This is a genomic window from Dyella acidiphila (genome assembly GCF_014863405.1).
GTDB lineage: Bacteria > Pseudomonadota > Gammaproteobacteria > Xanthomonadales > Rhodanobacteraceae > Dyella_B > Dyella_B acidiphila.
On record NZ_JACZZA010000017.1, the window covers coordinates 1 to 18,108 of the forward strand.

At 52.0% G+C, this 18,108-nt stretch carries 23 protein-coding genes and 1 tRNA gene; 10 read left to right on the forward strand and 14 right to left on the reverse strand.

Annotation, left to right across the window (positions count from 1 at the left end):
• The 5 genes from IGX34_RS22220 to IGX34_RS22565 form a co-directional block, all read left to right on the forward strand.
• On the forward strand, window positions 1-215 hold a 215-nt coding region (locus tag IGX34_RS22220; RefSeq protein ID WP_225737662.1), incomplete at its 5' end, for a hypothetical protein.
• Window positions 216-762: 547 nt separating this feature from the next.
• A complete protein-coding gene (locus tag IGX34_RS20580) occupies window positions 763-1,356 on the forward strand; it encodes a hypothetical protein (RefSeq protein WP_192557636.1) in 594 nt (197 codons plus the stop codon).
• Window positions 1,346-2,695: a 7-cyano-7-deazaguanine synthase gene (locus IGX34_RS20585; RefSeq protein WP_192557637.1), complete on the forward strand. Its 1,350-nt coding sequence runs from the start codon at window positions 1,346-1,348 to the stop codon at window positions 2,693-2,695. Before IGX34_RS20580 ends, IGX34_RS20585 begins: the two co-directional genes overlap by 11 nt.
• A complete protein-coding gene (locus IGX34_RS20590) occupies window positions 2,692-3,918 on the forward strand; it encodes a helix-turn-helix domain-containing protein (protein WP_192557638.1) in 1,227 nt (408 codons plus the stop codon). Before IGX34_RS20585 ends, IGX34_RS20590 begins: the two co-directional genes overlap by 4 nt.
• Complete coding sequence (locus IGX34_RS22565; protein ID WP_486599028.1) at window positions 3,915-4,457, forward strand: PIN domain-containing protein; 543 nt, start codon at window positions 3,915-3,917, stop codon at window positions 4,455-4,457. The genes IGX34_RS20590 and IGX34_RS22565 overlap by 4 nt, the downstream gene beginning before the upstream one ends.
• A gap of 108 nt (window positions 4,458-4,565) precedes the next feature.
• Here the strand turns inward: IGX34_RS22565 and IGX34_RS20595 are convergent, their stop codons facing one another.
• The 3 genes from IGX34_RS20595 to IGX34_RS20605 are packed head-to-tail and all read right to left on the reverse strand — an operon-like array spanning window position 4,566 to window position 6,303.
• Entirely contained in the window at window positions 4,566-5,003 is a 438-nt protein-coding gene (locus IGX34_RS20595) for a DUF488 domain-containing protein (protein WP_225737663.1), read from the reverse strand.
• The gene (locus tag IGX34_RS20600; protein WP_192557639.1) at window positions 5,000-5,617 is read right to left on the reverse strand and encodes a DUF488 domain-containing protein; all 618 of its coding nucleotides are present in this window, start codon (window positions 5,615-5,617) and stop codon (window positions 5,000-5,002) included. The genes IGX34_RS20595 and IGX34_RS20600 overlap by 4 nt, the downstream gene beginning before the upstream one ends.
• Window positions 5,617-6,303: a dual OB domain-containing protein gene (locus tag IGX34_RS20605; RefSeq protein WP_192557640.1), complete on the reverse strand. Its 687-nt coding sequence runs from the start codon at window positions 6,301-6,303 to the stop codon at window positions 5,617-5,619. Before IGX34_RS20605 ends, IGX34_RS20600 begins: the two co-directional genes overlap by 1 nt.
• 143 nt (window positions 6,304-6,446) lie before the next feature.
• Here IGX34_RS20605 and IGX34_RS20610 point away from each other — a divergent pair, with 143 nt between their 5' ends.
• The 3 genes from IGX34_RS20610 to IGX34_RS20620 all read left to right on the forward strand — a co-directional run bounded on the left by IGX34_RS20610 (window position 6,447) and on the right by IGX34_RS20620 (window position 8,601).
• On the forward strand, window positions 6,447-7,013 hold the full coding sequence (locus IGX34_RS20610) for a recombinase family protein (protein ID WP_192557641.1): 567 nt from the start codon (window positions 6,447-6,449) through the stop codon (window positions 7,011-7,013).
• A 180-nt stretch (window positions 7,014-7,193) separates the two neighbouring features.
• Window positions 7,194-7,925, forward strand: coding sequence for an FRG domain-containing protein (locus IGX34_RS20615; protein ID WP_192557642.1), 732 nt, complete (start codon window positions 7,194-7,196; stop codon window positions 7,923-7,925).
• A 172-nt stretch (window positions 7,926-8,097) separates the two neighbouring features.
• A complete protein-coding gene (locus tag IGX34_RS20620) occupies window positions 8,098-8,601 on the forward strand; it encodes a hypothetical protein (protein ID WP_192557643.1) in 504 nt (167 codons plus the stop codon).
• A 213-nt stretch (window positions 8,602-8,814) separates the two neighbouring features.
• On the opposite strand, the gene IGX34_RS20625 is transcribed toward IGX34_RS20620, so the two are convergent.
• The 3 genes from IGX34_RS20625 to IGX34_RS20635 are packed head-to-tail and all read right to left on the reverse strand — an operon-like array spanning window position 8,815 to window position 10,121.
• Window positions 8,815-9,246, reverse strand: a complete 432-nt coding sequence (locus IGX34_RS20625; protein ID WP_192557644.1) for a hypothetical protein — start codon at window positions 9,244-9,246, stop codon at window positions 8,815-8,817.
• A gap of 53 nt (window positions 9,247-9,299) precedes the next feature.
• Window positions 9,300-9,839, reverse strand: coding sequence for a hypothetical protein (locus IGX34_RS20630; RefSeq protein ID WP_192557645.1), 540 nt, complete (start codon window positions 9,837-9,839; stop codon window positions 9,300-9,302).
• 39 nt (window positions 9,840-9,878) lie between these two features.
• Window positions 9,879-10,121 (reverse strand): hypothetical protein, encoded by a 243-nt coding sequence (locus tag IGX34_RS20635; protein ID WP_192557646.1) that lies wholly within the window; start codon window positions 10,119-10,121, stop codon window positions 9,879-9,881.
• 159 nt (window positions 10,122-10,280) lie between these two features.
• Between IGX34_RS20635 and IGX34_RS20640 the strand changes: the two genes are divergently transcribed.
• Window positions 10,281-10,568 (forward strand): helix-turn-helix domain-containing protein, encoded by a 288-nt coding sequence (locus tag IGX34_RS20640; protein WP_225737664.1) that lies wholly within the window; start codon window positions 10,281-10,283, stop codon window positions 10,566-10,568.
• A gap of 175 nt (window positions 10,569-10,743) precedes the next feature.
• Here the strand turns inward: IGX34_RS20640 and IGX34_RS20645 are convergent, their stop codons facing one another.
• The 6 genes from IGX34_RS20645 to tpiA form a co-directional block, all read right to left on the reverse strand.
• Entirely contained in the window at window positions 10,744-11,364 is a 621-nt protein-coding gene (locus IGX34_RS20645; RefSeq protein WP_192557647.1) for a hypothetical protein, read from the reverse strand.
• Between the two features lie 217 nt (window positions 11,365-11,581).
• Complete coding sequence (locus IGX34_RS20650; protein WP_192557648.1) at window positions 11,582-11,836, reverse strand: helix-turn-helix transcriptional regulator; 255 nt, start codon at window positions 11,834-11,836, stop codon at window positions 11,582-11,584.
• A gap of 142 nt (window positions 11,837-11,978) precedes the next feature.
• Window positions 11,979-13,280: a tyrosine-type recombinase/integrase gene (locus IGX34_RS20655; RefSeq protein WP_192557649.1), complete on the reverse strand. Its 1,302-nt coding sequence runs from the start codon at window positions 13,278-13,280 to the stop codon at window positions 11,979-11,981.
• Between the two features lie 162 nt (window positions 13,281-13,442).
• A tRNA-Leu gene (locus IGX34_RS20660) sits at window positions 13,443-13,527 on the reverse strand.
• Between the two features lie 15 nt (window positions 13,528-13,542).
• The gene (gene secG, locus IGX34_RS20665; RefSeq protein WP_192557650.1) at window positions 13,543-14,019 is read right to left on the reverse strand and encodes a preprotein translocase subunit SecG; all 477 of its coding nucleotides are present in this window, start codon (window positions 14,017-14,019) and stop codon (window positions 13,543-13,545) included.
• Between the two features lie 27 nt (window positions 14,020-14,046).
• Entirely contained in the window at window positions 14,047-14,796 is a 750-nt protein-coding gene (gene tpiA / locus IGX34_RS20670) for a triose-phosphate isomerase (RefSeq protein ID WP_192557651.1), read from the reverse strand.
• 108 nt (window positions 14,797-14,904) lie between these two features.
• Here tpiA and IGX34_RS20675 point away from each other — a divergent pair, with 108 nt between their 5' ends.
• The gene (locus tag IGX34_RS20675; protein WP_192557652.1) at window positions 14,905-15,717 is read left to right on the forward strand and encodes an SDR family NAD(P)-dependent oxidoreductase; all 813 of its coding nucleotides are present in this window, start codon (window positions 14,905-14,907) and stop codon (window positions 15,715-15,717) included.
• A gap of 296 nt (window positions 15,718-16,013) precedes the next feature.
• On the opposite strand, the gene IGX34_RS20680 is transcribed toward IGX34_RS20675, so the two are convergent.
• Together IGX34_RS20680 and IGX34_RS20685 are read right to left on the reverse strand one after the other, a co-directional pair.
• Window positions 16,014-16,715 carry a VIT1/CCC1 transporter family protein gene (locus IGX34_RS20680; RefSeq protein ID WP_192557653.1) on the reverse strand — a complete coding sequence of 234 codons (702 nt, stop codon included), beginning with the start codon at window positions 16,713-16,715 and terminating at the stop codon, window positions 16,014-16,016.
• Between the two features lie 350 nt (window positions 16,716-17,065).
• Window positions 17,066-18,001, reverse strand: coding sequence for an isopenicillin N synthase family oxygenase (locus tag IGX34_RS20685; RefSeq protein WP_192557689.1), 936 nt, complete (start codon window positions 17,999-18,001; stop codon window positions 17,066-17,068).
• Between the last annotated feature and the right edge of the window lie 107 nt (window positions 18,002-18,108).

An 18,108-nucleotide genomic window follows, 5' to 3' on the forward strand; every position in this document is an offset into this window, starting at 1 on the left:
GCGAGGAAAGCACCTCGGCCTCGCGCAGCTTGTGGATGATCTCTTCGGAACTAAAGCGTTTCTTGGGCATCGTCCAGTCTCCTCGTCATAAGTCTATGAACTTTGGATCTGGACCAGAAATTTCAGGTCAGCTCAGCGGTGTTGATCGAGATGGGCAAGCGCAATACGCAGGAGGCGCAGCGGCGCATGACGACGATGCGCGGGCCAGTGCCTGATCGTCGCGATGTGGAGTCCAGTGCCGCGGCGTGAAGGTGCGGCGGTTATTTCAGCCATAAAAAAACCCGCCGTTTGGCGGGTTTTTCTTTGCTTCGGCTGTTTCCCGTTTGGGGCAGCGAAGCCTTCGATTGGTGCCAAGGGGAGACCATATACTTACATCAAGTCATTGATTTATCAAAATTATTTTCAATACACCTTAAAATTCATACTCAACAGCATACACAACAGCGCTCGTAGATCGTGCTTGAAGAGCAAAGCTCAACTTCCCCGTACTAATTTTTGAAGCGGTTCGAGTCCCCAGTGGGGACTCGAACTGTCGCAATGATGGTACATCTTCAATCGTCCCGCAGCGAAATTTGCTAAACATGAAAGTAAATAATTGATAATAAACATCTTTCTTATAAAATTCATGCGGCAGCATGTCGGAATCAAGCCACCTTCTTGTTACCAAGGTGGTCAAATGTAAAACTTTTTTCTTAAAGTTATTTGACTTTGTAAAATTCATCTGGTCATAATTTGCTCAACCAAGTGTGCAGGACCAGCGTCATGGCTGAGAACGAAGTCTTGGATGTAGGCAGTCGTCGCAACTACAAGCGCTGGCTTGCTGTGGTTGCCGATTCCGGCGTTAGTGCAAGCGTGGCAGCAGACAGGCTTGCAGAAGACTGCCTCGCAACGCTACTCCGAAAACTGCGCGCTCAACCTCTTTACTTGGTGCTCAAAGCCTGCGGTGTAGATCAAATCGCCCTCCAGAGCGCGGTAGCGACTTTTAAAGATGCTTCGCTGGCTAGATGGGTGGAGACGGCTTACAGGATCACTCAATCTACGGAACCATCCGTTATCGCCAGAAAGGTCGCTGAGCTACTCATCGATGGCGTTCAATCGCAGGCCACTCGTTTCACTATGCGAAACGATTTATCTATTGATCAAAATCGACGGGACGAGCTCGAACTAGCAACCTCCACTTCCCTGCTAGCTGCGAGAGATCAAATTGTCGAGGTTCTAGAACATTCCTTACGGAACGGCATACCGCAACGCAAACGCAGTGTGTCTCGTGAGCAACAGCGAAAGGAACCCTTGATTAGTCGTTCGCTCAATCCCATTGCCAATCCGCAATCGAAGATATCCAATCATGTTCGATAGCTATCACGTTGACGGTATCTTCAATCGTATAACGATCACTGGAGACGTCTGTCAAAATCTTCGGTTAAATGCGGATGGATTCTTCCACGCCCTTCTTGTCCTGCCACCACCGCGGTGCTTGGATCTCCTGCGCATCGCCGCTGGAATTTATACGATCGACCGTATCACCAAGCGCCGGCGCACTGCGGATAACGAGCTTGGAATGAGAAGGATACGCGTATGCTTTGCCGTAGATGACTTATCATTTTGGCAATCGGATGAAGTCACCAAGCTTCTTTGGAATAACATCAAAATTTTGACCGAAGATGCTTGGGAGTTTTCCTTCGTCCAGCGAGTACATTGCGCAGATGATCTCGGTCACCAAAGTTACTTATCCATCGCCCCGCCACCCAAGCATGTTGCGCTCTATAGTGGCGGCCTAGATTCCGCTGCGGGACTCGCCCAACGAGTTTTAGAAGGCGCAGACAGCATCATGCTCATAACTGTTGCGCATCAAGCCAATATACGTGGCATGGCTCAACGGCAAATCGAATGCCTTAGCGATGAAATATGCCGCCTCACGGGTAAAAAGCCTGCTCTTCACCACTCAACGCTATCCACGTCCTTGATTGGAGGGAAGGCAGTGCGCATGCGCGATCAAGAGAAAACCCAGAGAACTCGCGCATTCTTCTTCTGCGTCACCTCTGCAATAGCTGCACATGCATACAGCCTAAAAAGTGTAGAGATGTATGAGAACGGCGTCGGCGCTATCAATCTTCCGCTTATGGGTGGAATGCTTGGTAGCAGTTTAGCGACGAGAGGTGCACATCCAACATTTATACGCTTGGTATCTGAACTTTGCACCACAGTCATGGGCGATCAACTCACCTTCCATCTACCTAACATAGAGAAGACGAAGGGTGAAATGCTTAAAAGCTTGGCTCCTTGGGGACTGGATGATTGGATAAAATCTTCAAGGTCATGCGTTCACAGCTCTTTAAGAATGACTGGCCTTTCACATTGCGGCCAGTGTCCAGCTTGCATAGAACGGCGGCAGGCTTTCAGTGTTTCAGGAATAGCTGACGACTCCACCGGTTACGGCACAGATATTTTCTCCACACGAGACCTAGAGCCAAATAATGCTGATTACTTTACTTTCTACAAAGCAGATGCCAAGCGCTGGCTGAAATCTGACCCCGCTGTACAGCGACGACTTATCAATCATCTTCGATCGACTGGGATATCCACGAATGAAGATGACGCGATCATCCGCCTCTACTTGAGGCACTCCGAAGAGATTATGCAGACCTTTGAATCATCAAAAACCCATCCTTCACGAGGTACGGAAGGTGTGAAATGAGCTACAACAACGTTGATATAAATTCTCTAGCTCAGCGCCTAGTGGCCGCGCGAAAGTCCGCCAATATCACGCAAGACGTGGCTGCGCGTCATCTAAATGTTAGCAGGCCTACTTTCATCGCGATTGAAAAAGGGGCAAGAAAGCCAAAGCCTGAGGAGCTCGTTCAACTCTCAGAGCTTTATAGAGAACCACTAAATCAGCTACTCCGCAGACAAGCTACGCCAAAGCTTGCCCCACACCTACGCTCCGTACTCGATCCATCAGCACATGGACAAGAAGGTCTAGACGCCGCCATATCAAAGCTCACGAACTTTATAGAGGACTACCAACTCCTAGAGGAACAGGCCAACGTTAGGCTATCAGGCGAATTTCCTCCACCCATTCGCCTTGCAGCAAGTCAAGTAGAGCGCTTTGCAGAACAATGCGCTAAAGAAGAGCGTGAACGCCTCAATCTAGGCTCCTATCTACCTGTCAACGCATTGCGTAGGCTACTCGAGAAAGTTGGCATTCATGTTTTTTTAGACGCCGTGGACTCAAAACTAGCTGGACTCTACGCATTTGCACCTGATTTCGGATACTGCATACTAATCAATAGACTTCATCCGTTAGAAAGACGACGGTGGACCATCGCTCACGAATATGCCCACTTTCTGACCGATAGAGATCGCCCCGGTGTCGACTTCATCACCTCCTCGGGGCGAAAGCCATTGAACGAACGTTTTGCTGATGCATTCGCTGCAGAATTTCTTATGCCAGAAGTTGGCATTAAGAAGCGCTTCTACGAAGACATCGAGCGTTCTGGTGACTTTAATGTTGGAGATCTATGCAGGCTGGCCGACTATTTTATGGTGTCGGTAATGGCATCGTGCCTTCGGCTCGAAAGTCTTAAGTTAATCCCTAAAGGTACGTGGGACCAAATTAGTGAGGAAAAAGTCCCTGTTGGCACCTTGAAGCAGCAAGCTGGAATTACCGAGAAGATTGGTGATGGAGACCCTATAGAACCTTACCCCGAGAGGTATAGACAGCTAGCTGTACAGCTCTTTGTTTCTGGCAAGATCACGGAAGGGCAATTGTCTAAGTTCCTTCGCTGCGATCGAATCAAGGCGCGAGAAATTGTGGAGTCGTGTTCTTTAACCCAAGATGATGCGAATGGATCGACTTCCATCGTTCCACTTTCGCTTGGACACTCTTTGATTTCGAACGCACGCGGTGACAACGAATGAGTCGCTGCGTCCTTGATTGTTGCTCGGCACTAAATCTATACACTGGGTGGGGCGGACTTAAAGAACTAGCTACATTGCCTCATAGCTGGCATTTATGTTCCACCGTCGTCAATGAGCTAGCCTACACCCGTGACTTTGATCAAGATGGAACAGTCACTCAGATCCCTATAGATCCAAGGTTGTTATTTAACAACGGAATCGTGACTCTCATACATCCTGAGTCACCACTGGAATCGCAATTGTATGTCGATTTTGCAATGGAACTTGACGATGGAGAAGCGCAAACCTTCGCCATAGCCAAGAGTCGTGGATTTACTGTGGTAACCGATGACAGGAAAGCAGTCCTTGTAGCATCTAGATCTGATGTTGGGATAAAGATAATGTCCACCGCGGACGTCCTTCACCAATGGATTCAAACCTCATCTATTGGAAATGCTGAAGCCAAGAGGATTTTGGAAAGAATCAAAATCCTTGCACGTCACATGCCACACCCAAGCTCATCCAACGCCGCTTGGTGGTCGAATCTTTTATCTAGTTAGCTTGAAACCACCGACACGGGGCATTTGTCTTAAAGTTGGCGCCACTGCAACGTAGCACCCACTTATGTGTTGCTTAACTACCAACTAGAGCAGTCTACTAACATCAACTCATACGATATGCTTGATGTCGATATTTCCCCAATGCTCTTTTAAATACTCAGCCACGAGCCTACGGTGACAATGGTGGGGCTTGTCTTCGCTGCACAGGAGGCATCCATCCTCCAAGGTGTTTGGATCTACGCGTTTCTCAATTTCTCTCTTGCGCATAAGGTCGAGAAATTTTCGCTCATACACCATCCAATCACCCTTATTTTTTTTGTATTCGTCTAAAATGTCCTGCGTCGGGGCAAGCTCAGGGATATGCACATATCCCATATCGCAAACTTCTCTCAGAAAAAACTCCAAATCGTTTCGCTTTGCGAAGCCGGCCAGCTGAGAGACGTTATTGAGACGCACATCGACAATGCGCTTGGCACCAGATCGTTTAAGCTTCCCAAAAAAAGTTTCAGCAGTTTTTTTTGTGAACCCAATGGTGAAGATGTTCAAGGATTCACCTGCTCGACTTGTGAAGCATCAACATACGCAACCTTTTGCTCTCTCAACTTGCAGGCCTCTTCGATAAGCTGTTCTCGTGTACGGAACATGTCTTCCTGTGGCAAACCCACCATATCTAACAATCTCGACATAGTCTTGGACTGAGGCTCAGCCTCCCCATTAGACAAGATATGCAGAATAGAGACCTCTCTAGACTCAAGAGCCCGACTTACGAGCAGGGTTCGGTGACAATCTAACGGCTCCTTTTCTGCACACATGAGTGCAATTCGATATTTCTTTACACCTTGCAGCACTCTGTCGATACCAGATTCAAAAAGAGAGGTCTTCGCCAGTCGAGCGTATTGCACTCGGCCGTTTTCATAGCAGGAGGGGTCACTTGAGCGTGCGCCAAGCTCTTTCCCAACAAAGACATAGACTATGCCCGCGCCTGACAATGCTTCCAACAAAGACTCTCTGTTGTACTGGGGATTGTGTCTGCTGAATGGACTTGAGCGGACGTCGGCCACGGCAGTCACACCGTTCTGTTTCAGTAGAGCCACGAACCGCTCGATGGGATGACTCGAGTGACCAATCGTTAAGACGGTCGCCTCTTTTTTTTCACTCATCACTGCACCAACGCTCTTTGAATTATTGTAGCGGCCAACTTGTACCTAAATCCTTCGAATGGTTCTCCTAAGCTGACGCAGATCAAGCTATCGCCCAACGTGTAGACCCCATTCTCACGAGCTAGATATTCGCGCTCAATGTACGGATCTGTCACCCAGATCCAATATTGAACACCGCGATATTCAAACTTAGCTTGCACCCTACGCTTAGGGTTACCGAAGTTTGCTCCGGGTGCGAAGATCTTGAGTTCGATTCTATTCACATGAATCAGATGTAGCGAATGAGGCAAGCGATCAGCAACGGAAACTTCTACTCTATCGTTCAGCCCGTGATAACTGCTTTCTCCGTTGTGCCATAGCGTCTGCGGAGTTTCCACAAAAGCCACGGCGTCGCGCCACCCAGCTTGCCCTACTTTTGCCCAATACTCTTCAGCTTGAATAAGCCAGTTCTCGGTTTGGCAAGCATGTGGATGATGCCTCTCTAGCGGTACGTCTATGATATCAAGTACACGAGGATCACTTCCGTCTGGATACTGACGCTCGTATTCCGATATTTCCTCGGTCGGTCGCTCGCTAACCGGCCTAACCCAAGGCCCGGGTGCACCACCTATTACTTCTCGACCTGCAATGCAGCGGCCAGCCATCTTCTTTGAGTTTGCCAAGCACAAAATTCGCTTCTTCCCCATAGCCCGCCCCCTCCTTCGTCCTTGGGCACGTGGCCCACATGCTGGGACCACGTCGCTAAATGTATACCTTCCGGAACCTTAAAAAAGGTCTATCAAAAGTCCTTTCAGAACGATATTATTATAATCTCTAAGGAGATTTGATAATGTCGGCCACCATTGTAGGGTACGCGCGAGTTAGCACCACGGGCCAATCGCTCGACATCCAGCTCGATAAGCTGAAAGCTTATGGCTGCACTAAGGTCTTTGCAGAGAAGCGGTCCGGTAGGCAGGCCGACAGCCGCCCGGAGCTTCAGGCATGCCTCCAGTTCGTTCGGGAGGGCGATACGCTTGTGATATCGCGGTTGGACCGTATGGCCCGCTCCATTCTTGACCTAACCAAGATTGCTGATCAGCTGAAGAAGAAGGGCGTGTCACTGAAGGTGTTGGATCAAGCGATCGATACCGCCACGTCTGAGGGCAGGCTAATGTTTAGCCTGCTCGCAAGTTTTGCTGAGTTTGAAAACGATATCCGAGCAGAGCGTCAGCTAGACGGGATTGCGAAGGCCAAGGAAAGGGGTGTCACCTTTGGGCGCAAGCGGGCGTTGACTCTAGCCGACCGTGAGAAGATCAGGCTTCTGCGCGAAGAGGATAAATACTCGGTGCCTCAGTTGGCTGAGCGATTTAAGGTAGGGGTAGCCACAATCTACCGATCGCTTCAAAAATCTGACTGAACCTCACATCGCCAAAGGTCCGCTCCCAATCTAAGGCGGAAGGATTGGGATAAAGAGTGCTAAGTGAAAGCGCCTAGATGGACACAGAGCGGGACATGGTCTATTAATTTTCTAGGCGAAACCCAAACTTCTTTGAACTCCTGACGAAAATTGGCCAGAACAAAAAAAGGGCTTACGCGAATGGAACTCAGTAGTGAAATCACGGCCCTGTCGGAATTTCTGAATTTAATTGGGAACTGTAAACCCAACCAAAGATATTTTTTCCGCGGCGAACGCCGCTCCGATTTCGAATTACTTCCAAAAATTGGACGACTCACCAAAGCGCCTTCCAAAGTGATCAGCCTCAAGGGCTATCCAGCAGAGAAACTAGGGGAGAAGGACATTTTTGACCGCTTCAAACAAGCGGCGCGCCCCTTCCTCACTACGCCTCCCGACAATGACTGGGATTGGCTCGCACTCGCCCAGCATCATGGATTACCGACGAGGCTTCTCGACTGGACTTCGAATCCGCTCGTCGCTCTTTATTTTGCGATCGGAGAGTCCGTAGACGCGAACTGGCTTCAGCGCGAACAGGTAGGCAGCGCGAAGTACGATGGCTCCGCCGCATTTTACATCATGCGAGTCAAGCAAAAGCCGCTGGATACGAATAATAGCGATCCCTTCCAATCCGACGGGCTTTTCAATGCCACGCATGTTTCGCCAAGGATTACGTCACAGGGCGGTCTTTTCTCTATACAGAAAGATCCTCATAGCCCTTTCCGATGGGGAAATATCGTGAAGCATTCGATTCCATTTTTTGCGCGAGAAGATTTGAAGCAGCATCTGGCGCTTTTGGGTATCGCGCATAGCTTCATATACCCAGGTTTGGACAGTATCGCCAAAGACCTACAAGAACGATTGAACGACTTCTAAGGGCCTTATCATTGATGCAGGTGTGTCATGAATTCCATTGTCACCTGACGCCGACACCCGTTGGCGGTTCTCGCAAGTTGATGCAGGAACGTCGTTCTACTCGCACCGACAAAGCATGGTTTCGCCGACATGTTTGGTCTCGTGCATGTCCATCTATTAACGGATCACAGAAATGCCACGCACAAATAGCGATGACGCAGCTGAGTACTCGATCACTATCGAGTTTAATGATTTTATCACTCGCTTTGATCTCGACGAAATTCTGGCATCAATTGATGGTCTTATAGAAGAAGAACTTTTTGACTTCTTTGGGCCCGATTTCTTTTTCTTTCGGCGCCGCCGTTATTCATTCCCCCCCTACCTAAATCGAGACGCACCCGTCTTTTCATACCTTGGTATCACTTCGGTTGAATCAGGGTCCATTACGCTTGGCGTGTTTGTTGGCGGCGCAGTAGTTGGCTATGTCGGAAAGCGATTCAAGAAAGGTGTTGACGAGAGCCTACTTGCGAAAGAGATACAGCGCTCTGGGCGTCTGGTCGGCAACGTAATGGGGCGCATCTTGGAGCGTATAAACAACTGGGCGGAACGCTATGTTCCAGAGCAACAGGAACTCGGTGGGAATATTACGAAAATTGAGGTGCAGGAACGTAAGCCTCGCGATAAGAGCGCAGAGTGATCCAGCAACTAGTGGGTTAGGGCAGCGGTTATCGGGTGACCAGCGGCGAACAACTTATCTGCATGGACACCATTTTCGGTTATGCACTCACCCGGCCAAACGAAGCCTTGCATGGTGTTGGCGCAAGCTTTACAAAAAGTGGTCGTGGGAAAAGCCAAACTTGCTATTGGAGAAAGGGTTTTCCAATAGGCGGTCCGGTATTGTCTGCCCTAGTCATCCAATTTCAAACTGGATCGCTTTGAAGGCATTCTCAAAGTATTGCTTCGGCTTATCTCGACTTAAGAAGTAGCTGATCGCATCTGCAGAGAACAGGCCAAGGATGAATAAGCTCTCGTATCCCCATATCACATTGACGACGAAGAATAGCGCAAGCCAAGCCCAAGGCCATTTTCCAAAAGATACGGAACCCACCACTCGATAGGTCAGTTCACCATCTTCAATTCGGAATTTCACTTCCGCCGCTGTGATTGCTCTGGCGCCGAAGGCTTGAAGATCACCCTGAACAATCAGTCCATCAGACGTCGGATTAATATGTCTACCGGCGTAATGTTTGCACAGACTTTTTTTGATTATCTCGACGATTACTATTTGTGAGACGTCTGTCTTTTTTAGGCAGCACTTTTGCAGGACTTCGAACGTTGCCATTTTCCCCTCAGACTTTAGCGGTGAATATTACTGTCTGACTATGGTCCCCTCCTTCACAGCCCAGTAGAGCTAACGGCACAGGGCGCTGGATACGTACTTCCGATCACTACAACATTACCAACGATAATTTTCAGGTTATGAGTCGATGAAGGATTTGTTGCAGCCTTCGTAGCGGCACCTTCCGCATCCGATGCGGGCGTGGAAGGACTTGCCGCTCTAACCATCCATGTGCAAATAGCGATGATCGATGGCCTTGATATCGAACCGCTTGGAAAGAACAAATACTCACTATCCTTAGCTTCGATGTACGAACCATCCGGCATTTGAAGTGTGTCAAAGCCTTGGTTTGGTTGAATGTCGGTAATTTTCCAAGCCTGATCGGCGATGCTGTTGTAACGGTGAGAAAATTCCTTCTCATCAGCGGGGAAGGACGCTTCGACACTCGCGGTTGAGTCAGACATAGATTCGCTACGCGATTGTGCTGTGGAGGAATCATTCCCTGTACTTGACTTGCCTTGGTTAAAACTTAGGACAGCACCAAAGCACATAAACGTTACAATGATGCCCAGCATGATTTTGAACGGCTTACGCATTTCGGAATCCCCTGTTTATATTCATGTGGCTAGTTCGACTCAATCCGAGTCAAGCAGCTTGCGACCAAAGAATTTTGAATTTCTGTTGATCAGCTCGATCACGGCATGCATTGCAATGAACGCGAGGGCGATCAGCAGCGCGATGTACAGGATCAAGGCAAGCCAACCTAAATAGCCCTCCACGATCCAGCCGATGCCAGCCAGCAGGATCACCGCGATGCCTGGACCACTCAGTCTGTAAAGAGCCCACAGCGTCATCAGCCGACCAAAAAGCGAGCTCATGCCTGCCTCTCCCGGTTTGACTGAAATCGCGGCCGACGCGAACTGCGTTCCATCTTATGAACCCTCATTAAGCTCATCATAAGCTTATTATGGACTAGTCTATTTTGGACTATACCAAAACGGTCTTCAGCATGCCATCCGAGTTCACCTCGGGTACGCATGATGGCCGGCTCTACTCACCATCCTGACTATCAGCTTCTGCTGAAAATGCTTAAGACCACACGGGAATCCTGCAAGGTTCCCCAGACAGAGCTTGCCAACAGATTGGATACAACTCAGACCTTCATCTCTAAGGTCGAGAGAGGCGAGCGTAGATTGGATATAGTTGAGCTAGTCGAAATGCTAGAAGCACTCGCTATCAAGCCTGAGGATTGGCTTAAAGACTATGTGGCACAACGGCATCGTGAACACAAAAATAAGCCAGTGACCAAAAAATTAGCTATGTGATGGACGGATGGCACCCTCAAATTGAGCCGTATCTATAGAAATATATTTTCAAAGAGCATCTTGAAGCCGTTAATGCATAACGGATACAAGACTTTTATATCCTCAAATTACAGGGTACGTTTTTAAACATACCCACACATGTATTTTCATCAATCAAAGGCTGGGTAAGACAACACTAAACTACGCCGTCTTTGCATAAATAACCGATTCGATCACTCCACTCCCACGTGTAGTGCCATGCTTCTTTGGCTACGTAACCGCAAATCTGCATAGTGTCGTATACGGGAAGAACTCGCGTTCCATATCTACTTACAAGTTGCCATCTCTTGTTCTTATGGGTAAGTCCACAAGCGGCTTCTGCAAAAGCGCTGTCTAGTTCATAAGCAGCCGCCAACTTATTTTTTCCTAGCGCTGGATGGTCATAAATAAGGTGGTGAAAGTGGCAAGTGCTAAAGATCTGGGTAGTCTTCTTGTTGTAGATAGGATGCCTCTCCATCACTATTAGGCCGGTTAAAGGCTCCATCCCCTTCTTGATCCAATTTCTTCCTAAACTATGCTTCTGCACCTTTCTCCAATGTGTGGATGCAACTTTCGTAGCCTCATCAGGCCTAAGATCATATTGAAAAGATAGAGTTCCGAAGTATGAGTATGGAACAGGCTTAATCCTAGCTAACTTTTCTTGAACTTTTATAATATTTGGATTGACCTGTATAAAATTCTTATATCTATTGATTTCCCCGTAGTCATGGTCATAAAAATGCGCATCATTATAATATTCTAATTTCGTACTATTCATATATTTATTATTCCTTGTCGGTATTTTTTATTAAAAATTCTCCAATCTGATCCAGAGAACTTGCCTCTGCCAGTCCAGAAATCTAATGTTTTCGACGCTCAACTCTGCGTCAGTGGGACCACTGGCTCATTGCTTCTGCGATCTATATTTAGCAGCGCTAAAGTAAAGTGTATTCACACCAATGGTAATTGCGTAAATTTAGTAGCCATACATCCATTTAGCTGATCGATTGCTTTTCGATCGTCGCACCTCTCTTCCATCTGATCGCGCTGCTGGCCTCAGCAAGATCAAATATCCATGTATCGACGTCGCGACTTAACCAGCGCGTCATTAACCCTGAAATCTTAATAGGGCTGGGAAATTGCCCTTTAGCTATTAGTCGCCCGACGGTTGAGCGAGAAAGACCAGTCTTCTTAACGACGTCTGCCATTCGCAGCAAACTTACTGAATTTGAATCTTCGATTTTCGACATGATAATGATCTCCTAAAAAGTGGGATCATTTTCGCCCTGCCTAATTACTCACGCAATAGCATTTGTTAATTTAAGATACTAAAGTTATTATTATAATAGCTGTTCAATATTCATTTATTTTCGAAAATTTAAAACTACAAAGTCATTCTTCGGAAATAGTTACTGTCCTTAAGCTATCCAGATAGTCCGCCCACTCCTGCATCTTCTCACGTCGTTGCTGTTTGAACTTTACTCTTGCGTAAGCTGCTTCCACTTGATCCTTTGGCGCATGAGCTAGTTGTTGTTCTAACACGTCAATGTCGAAGTTCAAACGTTCTCTTCCTACTGTGCGGAGAGTTGCGCGAAATCCATGGGTACTATGCTTGCCGCGAAACCCCATATTACGTAGAGCCGCACCTAAAGAATCACGATGCAGATGTGGAGTTCTTTGTTGGGCAAGCGGCGGAAAGACATACTCCATTCCTCCTGTCAGAAGACGCATTTCTTCAAGCACGTGTAATGCCTGGGTAGGCAAGGACGTACTGAAATCCTTTCCAGTCTTCATCCTATTACTTCCATCTGGATTCTTGCCGGGAACGTTCCACTCTGCCGCAGCTAAGTTCATTTCAGACCAACGCGCACTGGCTACAATTCCGGGACGCTGAGCGGTTAACATCGCCAGTTTCAACGCGGCACGTACTACCCGATTATCGTAATGTTCAATTGCTTTCAGAAGGCTCTCTAATTCCCTCTCGCTTTCCGTAATTGCTGGGATATGACCACCTTCATGTTTTGGGAGCAGATTGTTTAGGCGCAATACGGCATCGTCGCTACGCATACCCTCGTCTATGGCGTAACCAACAATACTGCCGACATGTTGCTTCGCTTTCCTCGCAAGAACAGGCACTTTCTTTGCCATCTCGAGTAGTGCCGGCTTGACGTCCTTTGTAGTAAGGGTGCGCATGTCCAAAGCGCCCAACTGTGGTATCAGGTAAGTTTCAACGATAAGCCTGGCCTTCCGGTACGTCTCTGGCTGCCAAGTTGGTCTTTTTTCAGCGAGCCATTTAGTTGACACCACCTTCAAGGTATGGCGCTCTGCGTCGGATGCGCTCTGCATAGCATCTGCTTGCTGTTCCGCAACCAGTCGTCTACTTTCCTGCTTTTGTGCATTAAGTCCTTTGATCGGCAAGCCCAGTTTGGCAGCCCTATGAATCTCAAGAGCCCTTACACGAGCTTGTGCCAATGACATACCCGTGATCGGCACTTCTTCAGGGTAATGCCCAATGGTTATGGCGGCGGTTTGCTTGCCATTTGGTAGACGCGCTCTTACTAGCCAAGTCTTCAAACCACTAGGCCTTATTTCGAGATACAGCCCGTTTCCGTCCGCCTTCCGGTAGGTCCCTTTCTTAGGGCCGGACTTTTTATCTACTTCCGTATCTGTGAGTGGTTTAGCTAGTGGAGGCATGAGACCTTTTTGAGTATGAATTTATTTCAAGATACACAAAAGCATACTCAAAATCTTGGGCTTCAGTGAAACAGCCTGAAACACCCTGACACAAAAAAACCCGCTAAGTAGCGGGTTTCATTGAGCTTCTGGGACGATAAGAAACATCCTGAAGCATAGTGTTGGTGCCCAAGGGGGGACTCGAACCCCCACGACTTGCGTCGCTACCACCTCAAGGTAGTGCGTCTACCAATTCCGCCACCTGGGCAGGTGTTGTTGCTGTTTAGTGCTTGCTGGATGCCGCTGCCGGCGCCGTGGCGGCCGGTACGTCACCCTGTTGTGCCTTGGCCGGGGCCGGCTGGGCGGCGGGTACGTCGCCATTGCCGGTCGGTGCGGTGGGTACCGGCACCGCTGCCTGCGGCTTGGCCGGGGCGGCGGGCTGCGCATTCTGCGGGCTTGCAGGCTTGCTGCCAAGATCCCCCATCACGCCCAGGTCCTTGGTGGCCTGCTGCTGGCGAATGGCGCCGCCATTGGCCTTCAGGTACATGCCCATGCCGAGGCTGAGCACGAAGAACAGCGCAGCGAGCACGGCGGTGGAACGGGACAGGAAGTTGGCCGAACCGCGCGCGCCGAAAACCGTGGCGGAAGCGCCTGCGCCAAAACCGGAGCCTGCGTCGGCGCCAGCGCCGCGCTGCATCAGGATCAGCACGATCATGGCCGCAGCGATCAGGATGTAGAACACGCTGAAGATGACGAACATGGTGTCTCGCGTAGGATTCGGTATCGCTCAGTGAGCGGCGTTGCAGATGGCCAGGAAGTCGGCTGCGACGAGCGCCGCGCCCCCGATCAGACCTCCATCCACGTCCGGCTGGGCGAACAGCTCCGCAGCGTTGGACGGCTTGACGCTGCCGCCATAAAGCAGCCGGGTCAGACGGGCAATCATAGCATCCCCTTGCGCGAGTTGGCTACGGATGAATGCGTGCACCTCCTGCGCCTGCTGGGGGCTGGCGGTGCGGCCCGTGCCAATGGCCCAGACGGGCTCGTAGGCCACCACGGCGGTGTCGAAGCTGGCGATACCGTTGAGGGCCACCACGGCCTGCAGCTGGCGGGCGATTACCGCCTCGGTGTCGCCGGCTTCGCGCTGAGCCAGGGTTTCGCCCACGCACAGGATGGGGGTGAGGCCGGCGGCGCGGGCGGCGGCGAACTTGCGGGCCACCTGCTCGCTGCTTTCGGCGTGGTATTGGCGACGCTCGGAGTGGCCTACCAGGGTCCACTGGGCACCCACGTCGGCGACCATGGCGGCAGCCACTTCGCCGGTATAGGCGCCCTGCCCCTCGTGCTCGCTCACATCCTGCGCGCCAAAGCCGATGCCGGAGCCGGCGTGCGCGGCGGCGAGGCTGGCCAGGTAGGGAAACGGCGGGCATACCAATACATCGACATCGGCTGGCTTAGCCTGGGCAAGCTCGTGCACCAGGCCCTCGGCCATCGAGCGGCTGCCATGCATTTTCCAGTTACCGGCGACGAGTTTTTTGCGCATGCGTGCATCCGCCCCAAATGAAAGCTGGCAAGCTTACCTATCGCGTGCTGCGCTCAGCAATGCGATTTGCTGTGATTATTCATTTCACTCGATCTAAGGAACGTTTAAATGAGCCAGGCACGTCCGCTTAGCCTGATTACGGGTGCTTCCGCCGGCATTGGCGCGGCGTTTGCGCGTGCGCTTGCAGCACGCGGCCATGATGTGGTGTTAACGGCACGGCGTACCGATCGCCTGGAAACGCTGGCGGCGGAGTTGCGCCAGGCACATGGCACCAACGTTACGGTAATCACCAACGATCTGGCCGAACCGCATGCGGTGGAGCAGCTGTGCAACGCGCTGGATGAGCGTGGCTTGCAGGTGGATTGGTTGATCAATAACGCGGGCTATGGCGTGCCGGGGCCCTTCGATCAGGTGGATTGGGCGGTGCATGCGGATTTCATGCGCGTGCTGATGACGGCGCCGACCGAGTTGGCGTGGCGGCTGGTGCGCGGCATGCGGGCGCGGGGTTATGGGCGCATCGTGAATGTGGCATCGCTGGCGGGGCATGTGCCGGGTACGGCCGGGCATACGCTGTATGCGGCGAGCAAGGCGTACATGATCAAGTTTTCGCAGTCGCTGGCGTTGGAGAACCAGGCGATTGGGGTGCATGCGTGTGCGCTGTGCCCGGGGTTCACGAAATCGGAGTTTCATGATGTGACCGGTACGCGGCAGATGATGAACAAGCTGCCCGATTACATGTGGCAGACGTCGGAGCAAGTGGTGCAGGAAGGGATTGCTGCGGTGGAGCGTGGTGATGCGGTGTTTGTGACCGGGCGTTTCAATCGCGTGGTGAAGGGGTTGTTCAAGTTGCTGCCGGATCGGGTGGCGATGCGGATGTCGGCGAAGCAGTCGAAGCGGTATCGGGCGCAGTTGGCGGAGTGATTGGGGGCCCTGCCCTGGCCGGTGGTTCGTAGGTTGGGTTAGCGCAGCGTAACCCAACAGATGTCGGCCGAAGCGAAACATCGTTGGGTTACGCTGCGCTAACCCAACCTACGGGTGTTGCTTGTGTTGGCGTTATTCCCGCGAAAGTGGGAATCCATCGTTGCTTTTGCATCAGAGCCAAATGGATTCCCGCTTTCGCGGGAATGACGGCGATGGGGGGCTGGCAAGTGGTGGCGGTGGTGGCGTTGATGGTCAGTGATGGGTTTTGATTTTTACGCCATGAAGCTCCCGTCGAATTACGGGCCGCCGATCCAACGGGCGAGCATGAAGGCGGCGGCGGATGCCAGGCCGCCGACGAATACGGTCTGCAATGCGCCGCGCAGCATGCTGATGCCAGTGAAGCGGCTTTTGGCGGCACCGAATAAGGCCAGGGCCAGCAGTGTGCAGATGACGGATACGCGCAGTGCGGGCTGCAGGCCGTCGATCAGCATGTATGGGGTGAGCGGCACCAGGCCGCCGATGATGTAGGCGCCGCCGATGGTGAGTGCGCTGCGCAGGGCGCGGCCGGGCTCTGGTTTATCCAGGCCTAGTTCGTAGCGCATCATGAAATCGACCCAGGCATCGTGGTCTTGATGGAAGTGTTCGAGCACGGGTTTGCAGGCTTCGCGGGTGAGGCCGTATTGGCCGAAGATCTGCACGATTTCCTGTTCTTCTTCGCGGGCGAGTTCGCGCACTTCGCGTAGCTCGCGGCGGCGTTCGGCGTCGTAGTGATCGGCGTCGCCGCGTGCGGCGAGGTAGCCGCCCAAGCCCATGGCGATGGCGCCAGCGGCAATTTCCGCTACGCCGGCTACGACTACCACTTTGCTGGCTACGGCAGCGCCGGAGAGGCCGGCGGCGAGTGCGAAGGGAACGGTGAGGCCGTCGGCCATGCCGATGACGAGGTCGCGGACAACGTCGGAGGCGGTGAAGTGTTTTTCGGTGTGGCGGTGTTTGGCCATGGGCGAGGCTCCGGGGAACCGCGCTAATTTAGCGGGTGATGTTGATGCGTGTAGGCAATGAGAAGCGCACGCATTGTTGTTTGCAGTGCGGGCGTGCGCTGCTTGCCGCTGAGCCAAAGATCACCCCAACCGTCATCCCGGCGAAGGCCGGGACCCAGCGACTTGAAACACCCCAAAAGACACTGGGTCCCGGCCTTCGCCGGGATGACGGGGTTGAGGGTTCAAGAAAACAGCTGCGTAGGTTGGGTTAAGCGGAGCGTAACCCAACGATGTCGCTACGAAGACAGATCGTTGGGTTACCCCGGATCAAGTCCGGGGTAACCCAACCTACGGGTACATGCGTGCGCGGTTTAGATCAGCTTGATCTCGCGCAGCCGCTGCATCAGGTAATCGTGCGAGCTGATGGCACCTTCGTAGCGGCGCGGGTTATCCGGCGTAATGCACTGGGGCAGCGGGTCGAGCATCACGTCCGGATTCGGATGCAGGAAGTACGGCACCGAATAGCGCGGTTTGCGGGCGTTGTTGTTCTGCGGGTTCACCACGCGGTGGGTGGTGGACGGATACACGTGGTTGGTCAGGCGCTGCAGCATGTCGCCGATGTTCACCACGATGGCGTCGCCTTCGGTGGTGATGGGCAGCCAGTTGCCTTCGCGGGTGAGCACTTCCAGCCCTTCGGCGCTGGCGCCTACCAGCAGGGTGATGAAGTTGATGTCTTCGTGGGCGCCCGCGCGCACGTTGGGGATGTTTTCTTCGACAATCGGCGGGTAATGGATCGGGCGCAGGATGGAGTTGCCCTGGTCGATCTTGTCTTCGAAGTAGTCTTCCGGCAGCTCGATATGCAGGGCCAATGCACGCAGCACGCGGCTGCCGAGCAGGTCCAGCGCCTGGAACAGTTCGTAGCCGTGTTCGTGGAAACCGGGCACTTCGGCTGGCCAGATATTGGGTGGCATCACGTCGGCGAATTGGGAATCGCGCTCGATCTCGCGCCCGATATGCCAGAACTCTTTCAGGTCCGGATAGCGGCTGTCTTTGGCGGTTTCGATCTTGAAGGGGGTGTAGCCGCGTGCGCCGCCGGTGCCGGGCACGTGGTATTTCATCTTGGTTTCGCTGGGCAGCGCGAAGAAGCGCTGGAAGGCGTCGTAGGCGCCGTCGATCTGCTGCGCGGTAATGCCATGGCCGCTGATGCCGCAGAAACCGAATTCACGGTAGGCGGCGCCGAGCTCGGCCACGAAGGCCTCGCGGTCGGTGTCGAAACGACGGATGTCGAGGGTCGGAACCTTTTTGATGGGCGTGTCCATAAGTGCTTCCACAGGTGAGCGTGCGGTCAATTGGTTGTTCCGCCACCGCAGGGGCGGTGCACGTCGGGCCTTAGGAATCTGTCCGGGTAATGGCT

Excerpts from the sequence above, each read along its gene's own strand:
- IGX34_RS20600 (WP_192557639.1), bottom strand. The coding sequence starts at position 5,617 with ATGAGTGAAAAAAAAGAGGCGACCGTCTTAACGATTGGTCACTCGAGT.
- IGX34_RS20620 (WP_192557643.1), top strand. The coding sequence starts at position 8,098 with ATGCCACGCACAAATAGCGATGACGCAGCTGAGTACTCGATCACTATC.
- IGX34_RS20640 (WP_225737664.1), top strand. The coding sequence starts at position 10,281 with ATGATGGCCGGCTCTACTCACCATCCTGACTATCAGCTTCTGCTGAAA.
- IGX34_RS20590 (WP_192557638.1), top strand. The coding sequence starts at position 2,692 with ATGAGCTACAACAACGTTGATATAAATTCTCTAGCTCAGCGCCTAGTG.
- IGX34_RS20605 (WP_192557640.1), bottom strand. The coding sequence starts at position 6,303 with ATGGGGAAGAAGCGAATTTTGTGCTTGGCAAACTCAAAGAAGATGGCT.
- IGX34_RS20675 (WP_192557652.1), top strand. The coding sequence starts at position 14,905 with ATGAGCCAGGCACGTCCGCTTAGCCTGATTACGGGTGCTTCCGCCGGC.
- IGX34_RS20625 (WP_192557644.1), bottom strand. The coding sequence starts at position 9,246 with ATGGCAACGTTCGAAGTCCTGCAAAAGTGCTGCCTAAAAAAGACAGAC.
- IGX34_RS20650 (WP_192557648.1), bottom strand. The coding sequence starts at position 11,836 with ATGTCGAAAATCGAAGATTCAAATTCAGTAAGTTTGCTGCGAATGGCA.
- IGX34_RS20645 (WP_192557647.1), bottom strand. The coding sequence starts at position 11,364 with ATGAATAGTACGAAATTAGAATATTATAATGATGCGCATTTTTATGAC.
- IGX34_RS22565 (WP_486599028.1), top strand. The coding sequence starts at position 3,915 with ATGAGTCGCTGCGTCCTTGATTGTTGCTCGGCACTAAATCTATACACT.
- IGX34_RS20680 (WP_192557653.1), bottom strand. The coding sequence starts at position 16,715 with ATGGCCAAACACCGCCACACCGAAAAACACTTCACCGCCTCCGACGTT.
- IGX34_RS20610 (WP_192557641.1), top strand. The coding sequence starts at position 6,447 with ATGTCGGCCACCATTGTAGGGTACGCGCGAGTTAGCACCACGGGCCAA.
- IGX34_RS20580 (WP_192557636.1), top strand. The coding sequence starts at position 763 with ATGGCTGAGAACGAAGTCTTGGATGTAGGCAGTCGTCGCAACTACAAG.
- IGX34_RS20615 (WP_192557642.1), top strand. The coding sequence starts at position 7,194 with ATGGAACTCAGTAGTGAAATCACGGCCCTGTCGGAATTTCTGAATTTA.
- IGX34_RS20585 (WP_192557637.1), top strand. The coding sequence starts at position 1,346 with ATGTTCGATAGCTATCACGTTGACGGTATCTTCAATCGTATAACGATC.
- secG (WP_192557650.1), bottom strand. The coding sequence starts at position 14,019 with ATGTTCGTCATCTTCAGCGTGTTCTACATCCTGATCGCTGCGGCCATG.
- IGX34_RS20635 (WP_192557646.1), bottom strand. The coding sequence starts at position 10,121 with ATGAGCTCGCTTTTTGGTCGGCTGATGACGCTGTGGGCTCTTTACAGA.
- tpiA (WP_192557651.1), bottom strand. The coding sequence starts at position 14,796 with ATGCGCAAAAAACTCGTCGCCGGTAACTGGAAAATGCATGGCAGCCGC.
- IGX34_RS20630 (WP_192557645.1), bottom strand. The coding sequence starts at position 9,839 with ATGCGTAAGCCGTTCAAAATCATGCTGGGCATCATTGTAACGTTTATG.
- IGX34_RS20655 (WP_192557649.1), bottom strand. The coding sequence starts at position 13,280 with ATGCCTCCACTAGCTAAACCACTCACAGATACGGAAGTAGATAAAAAG.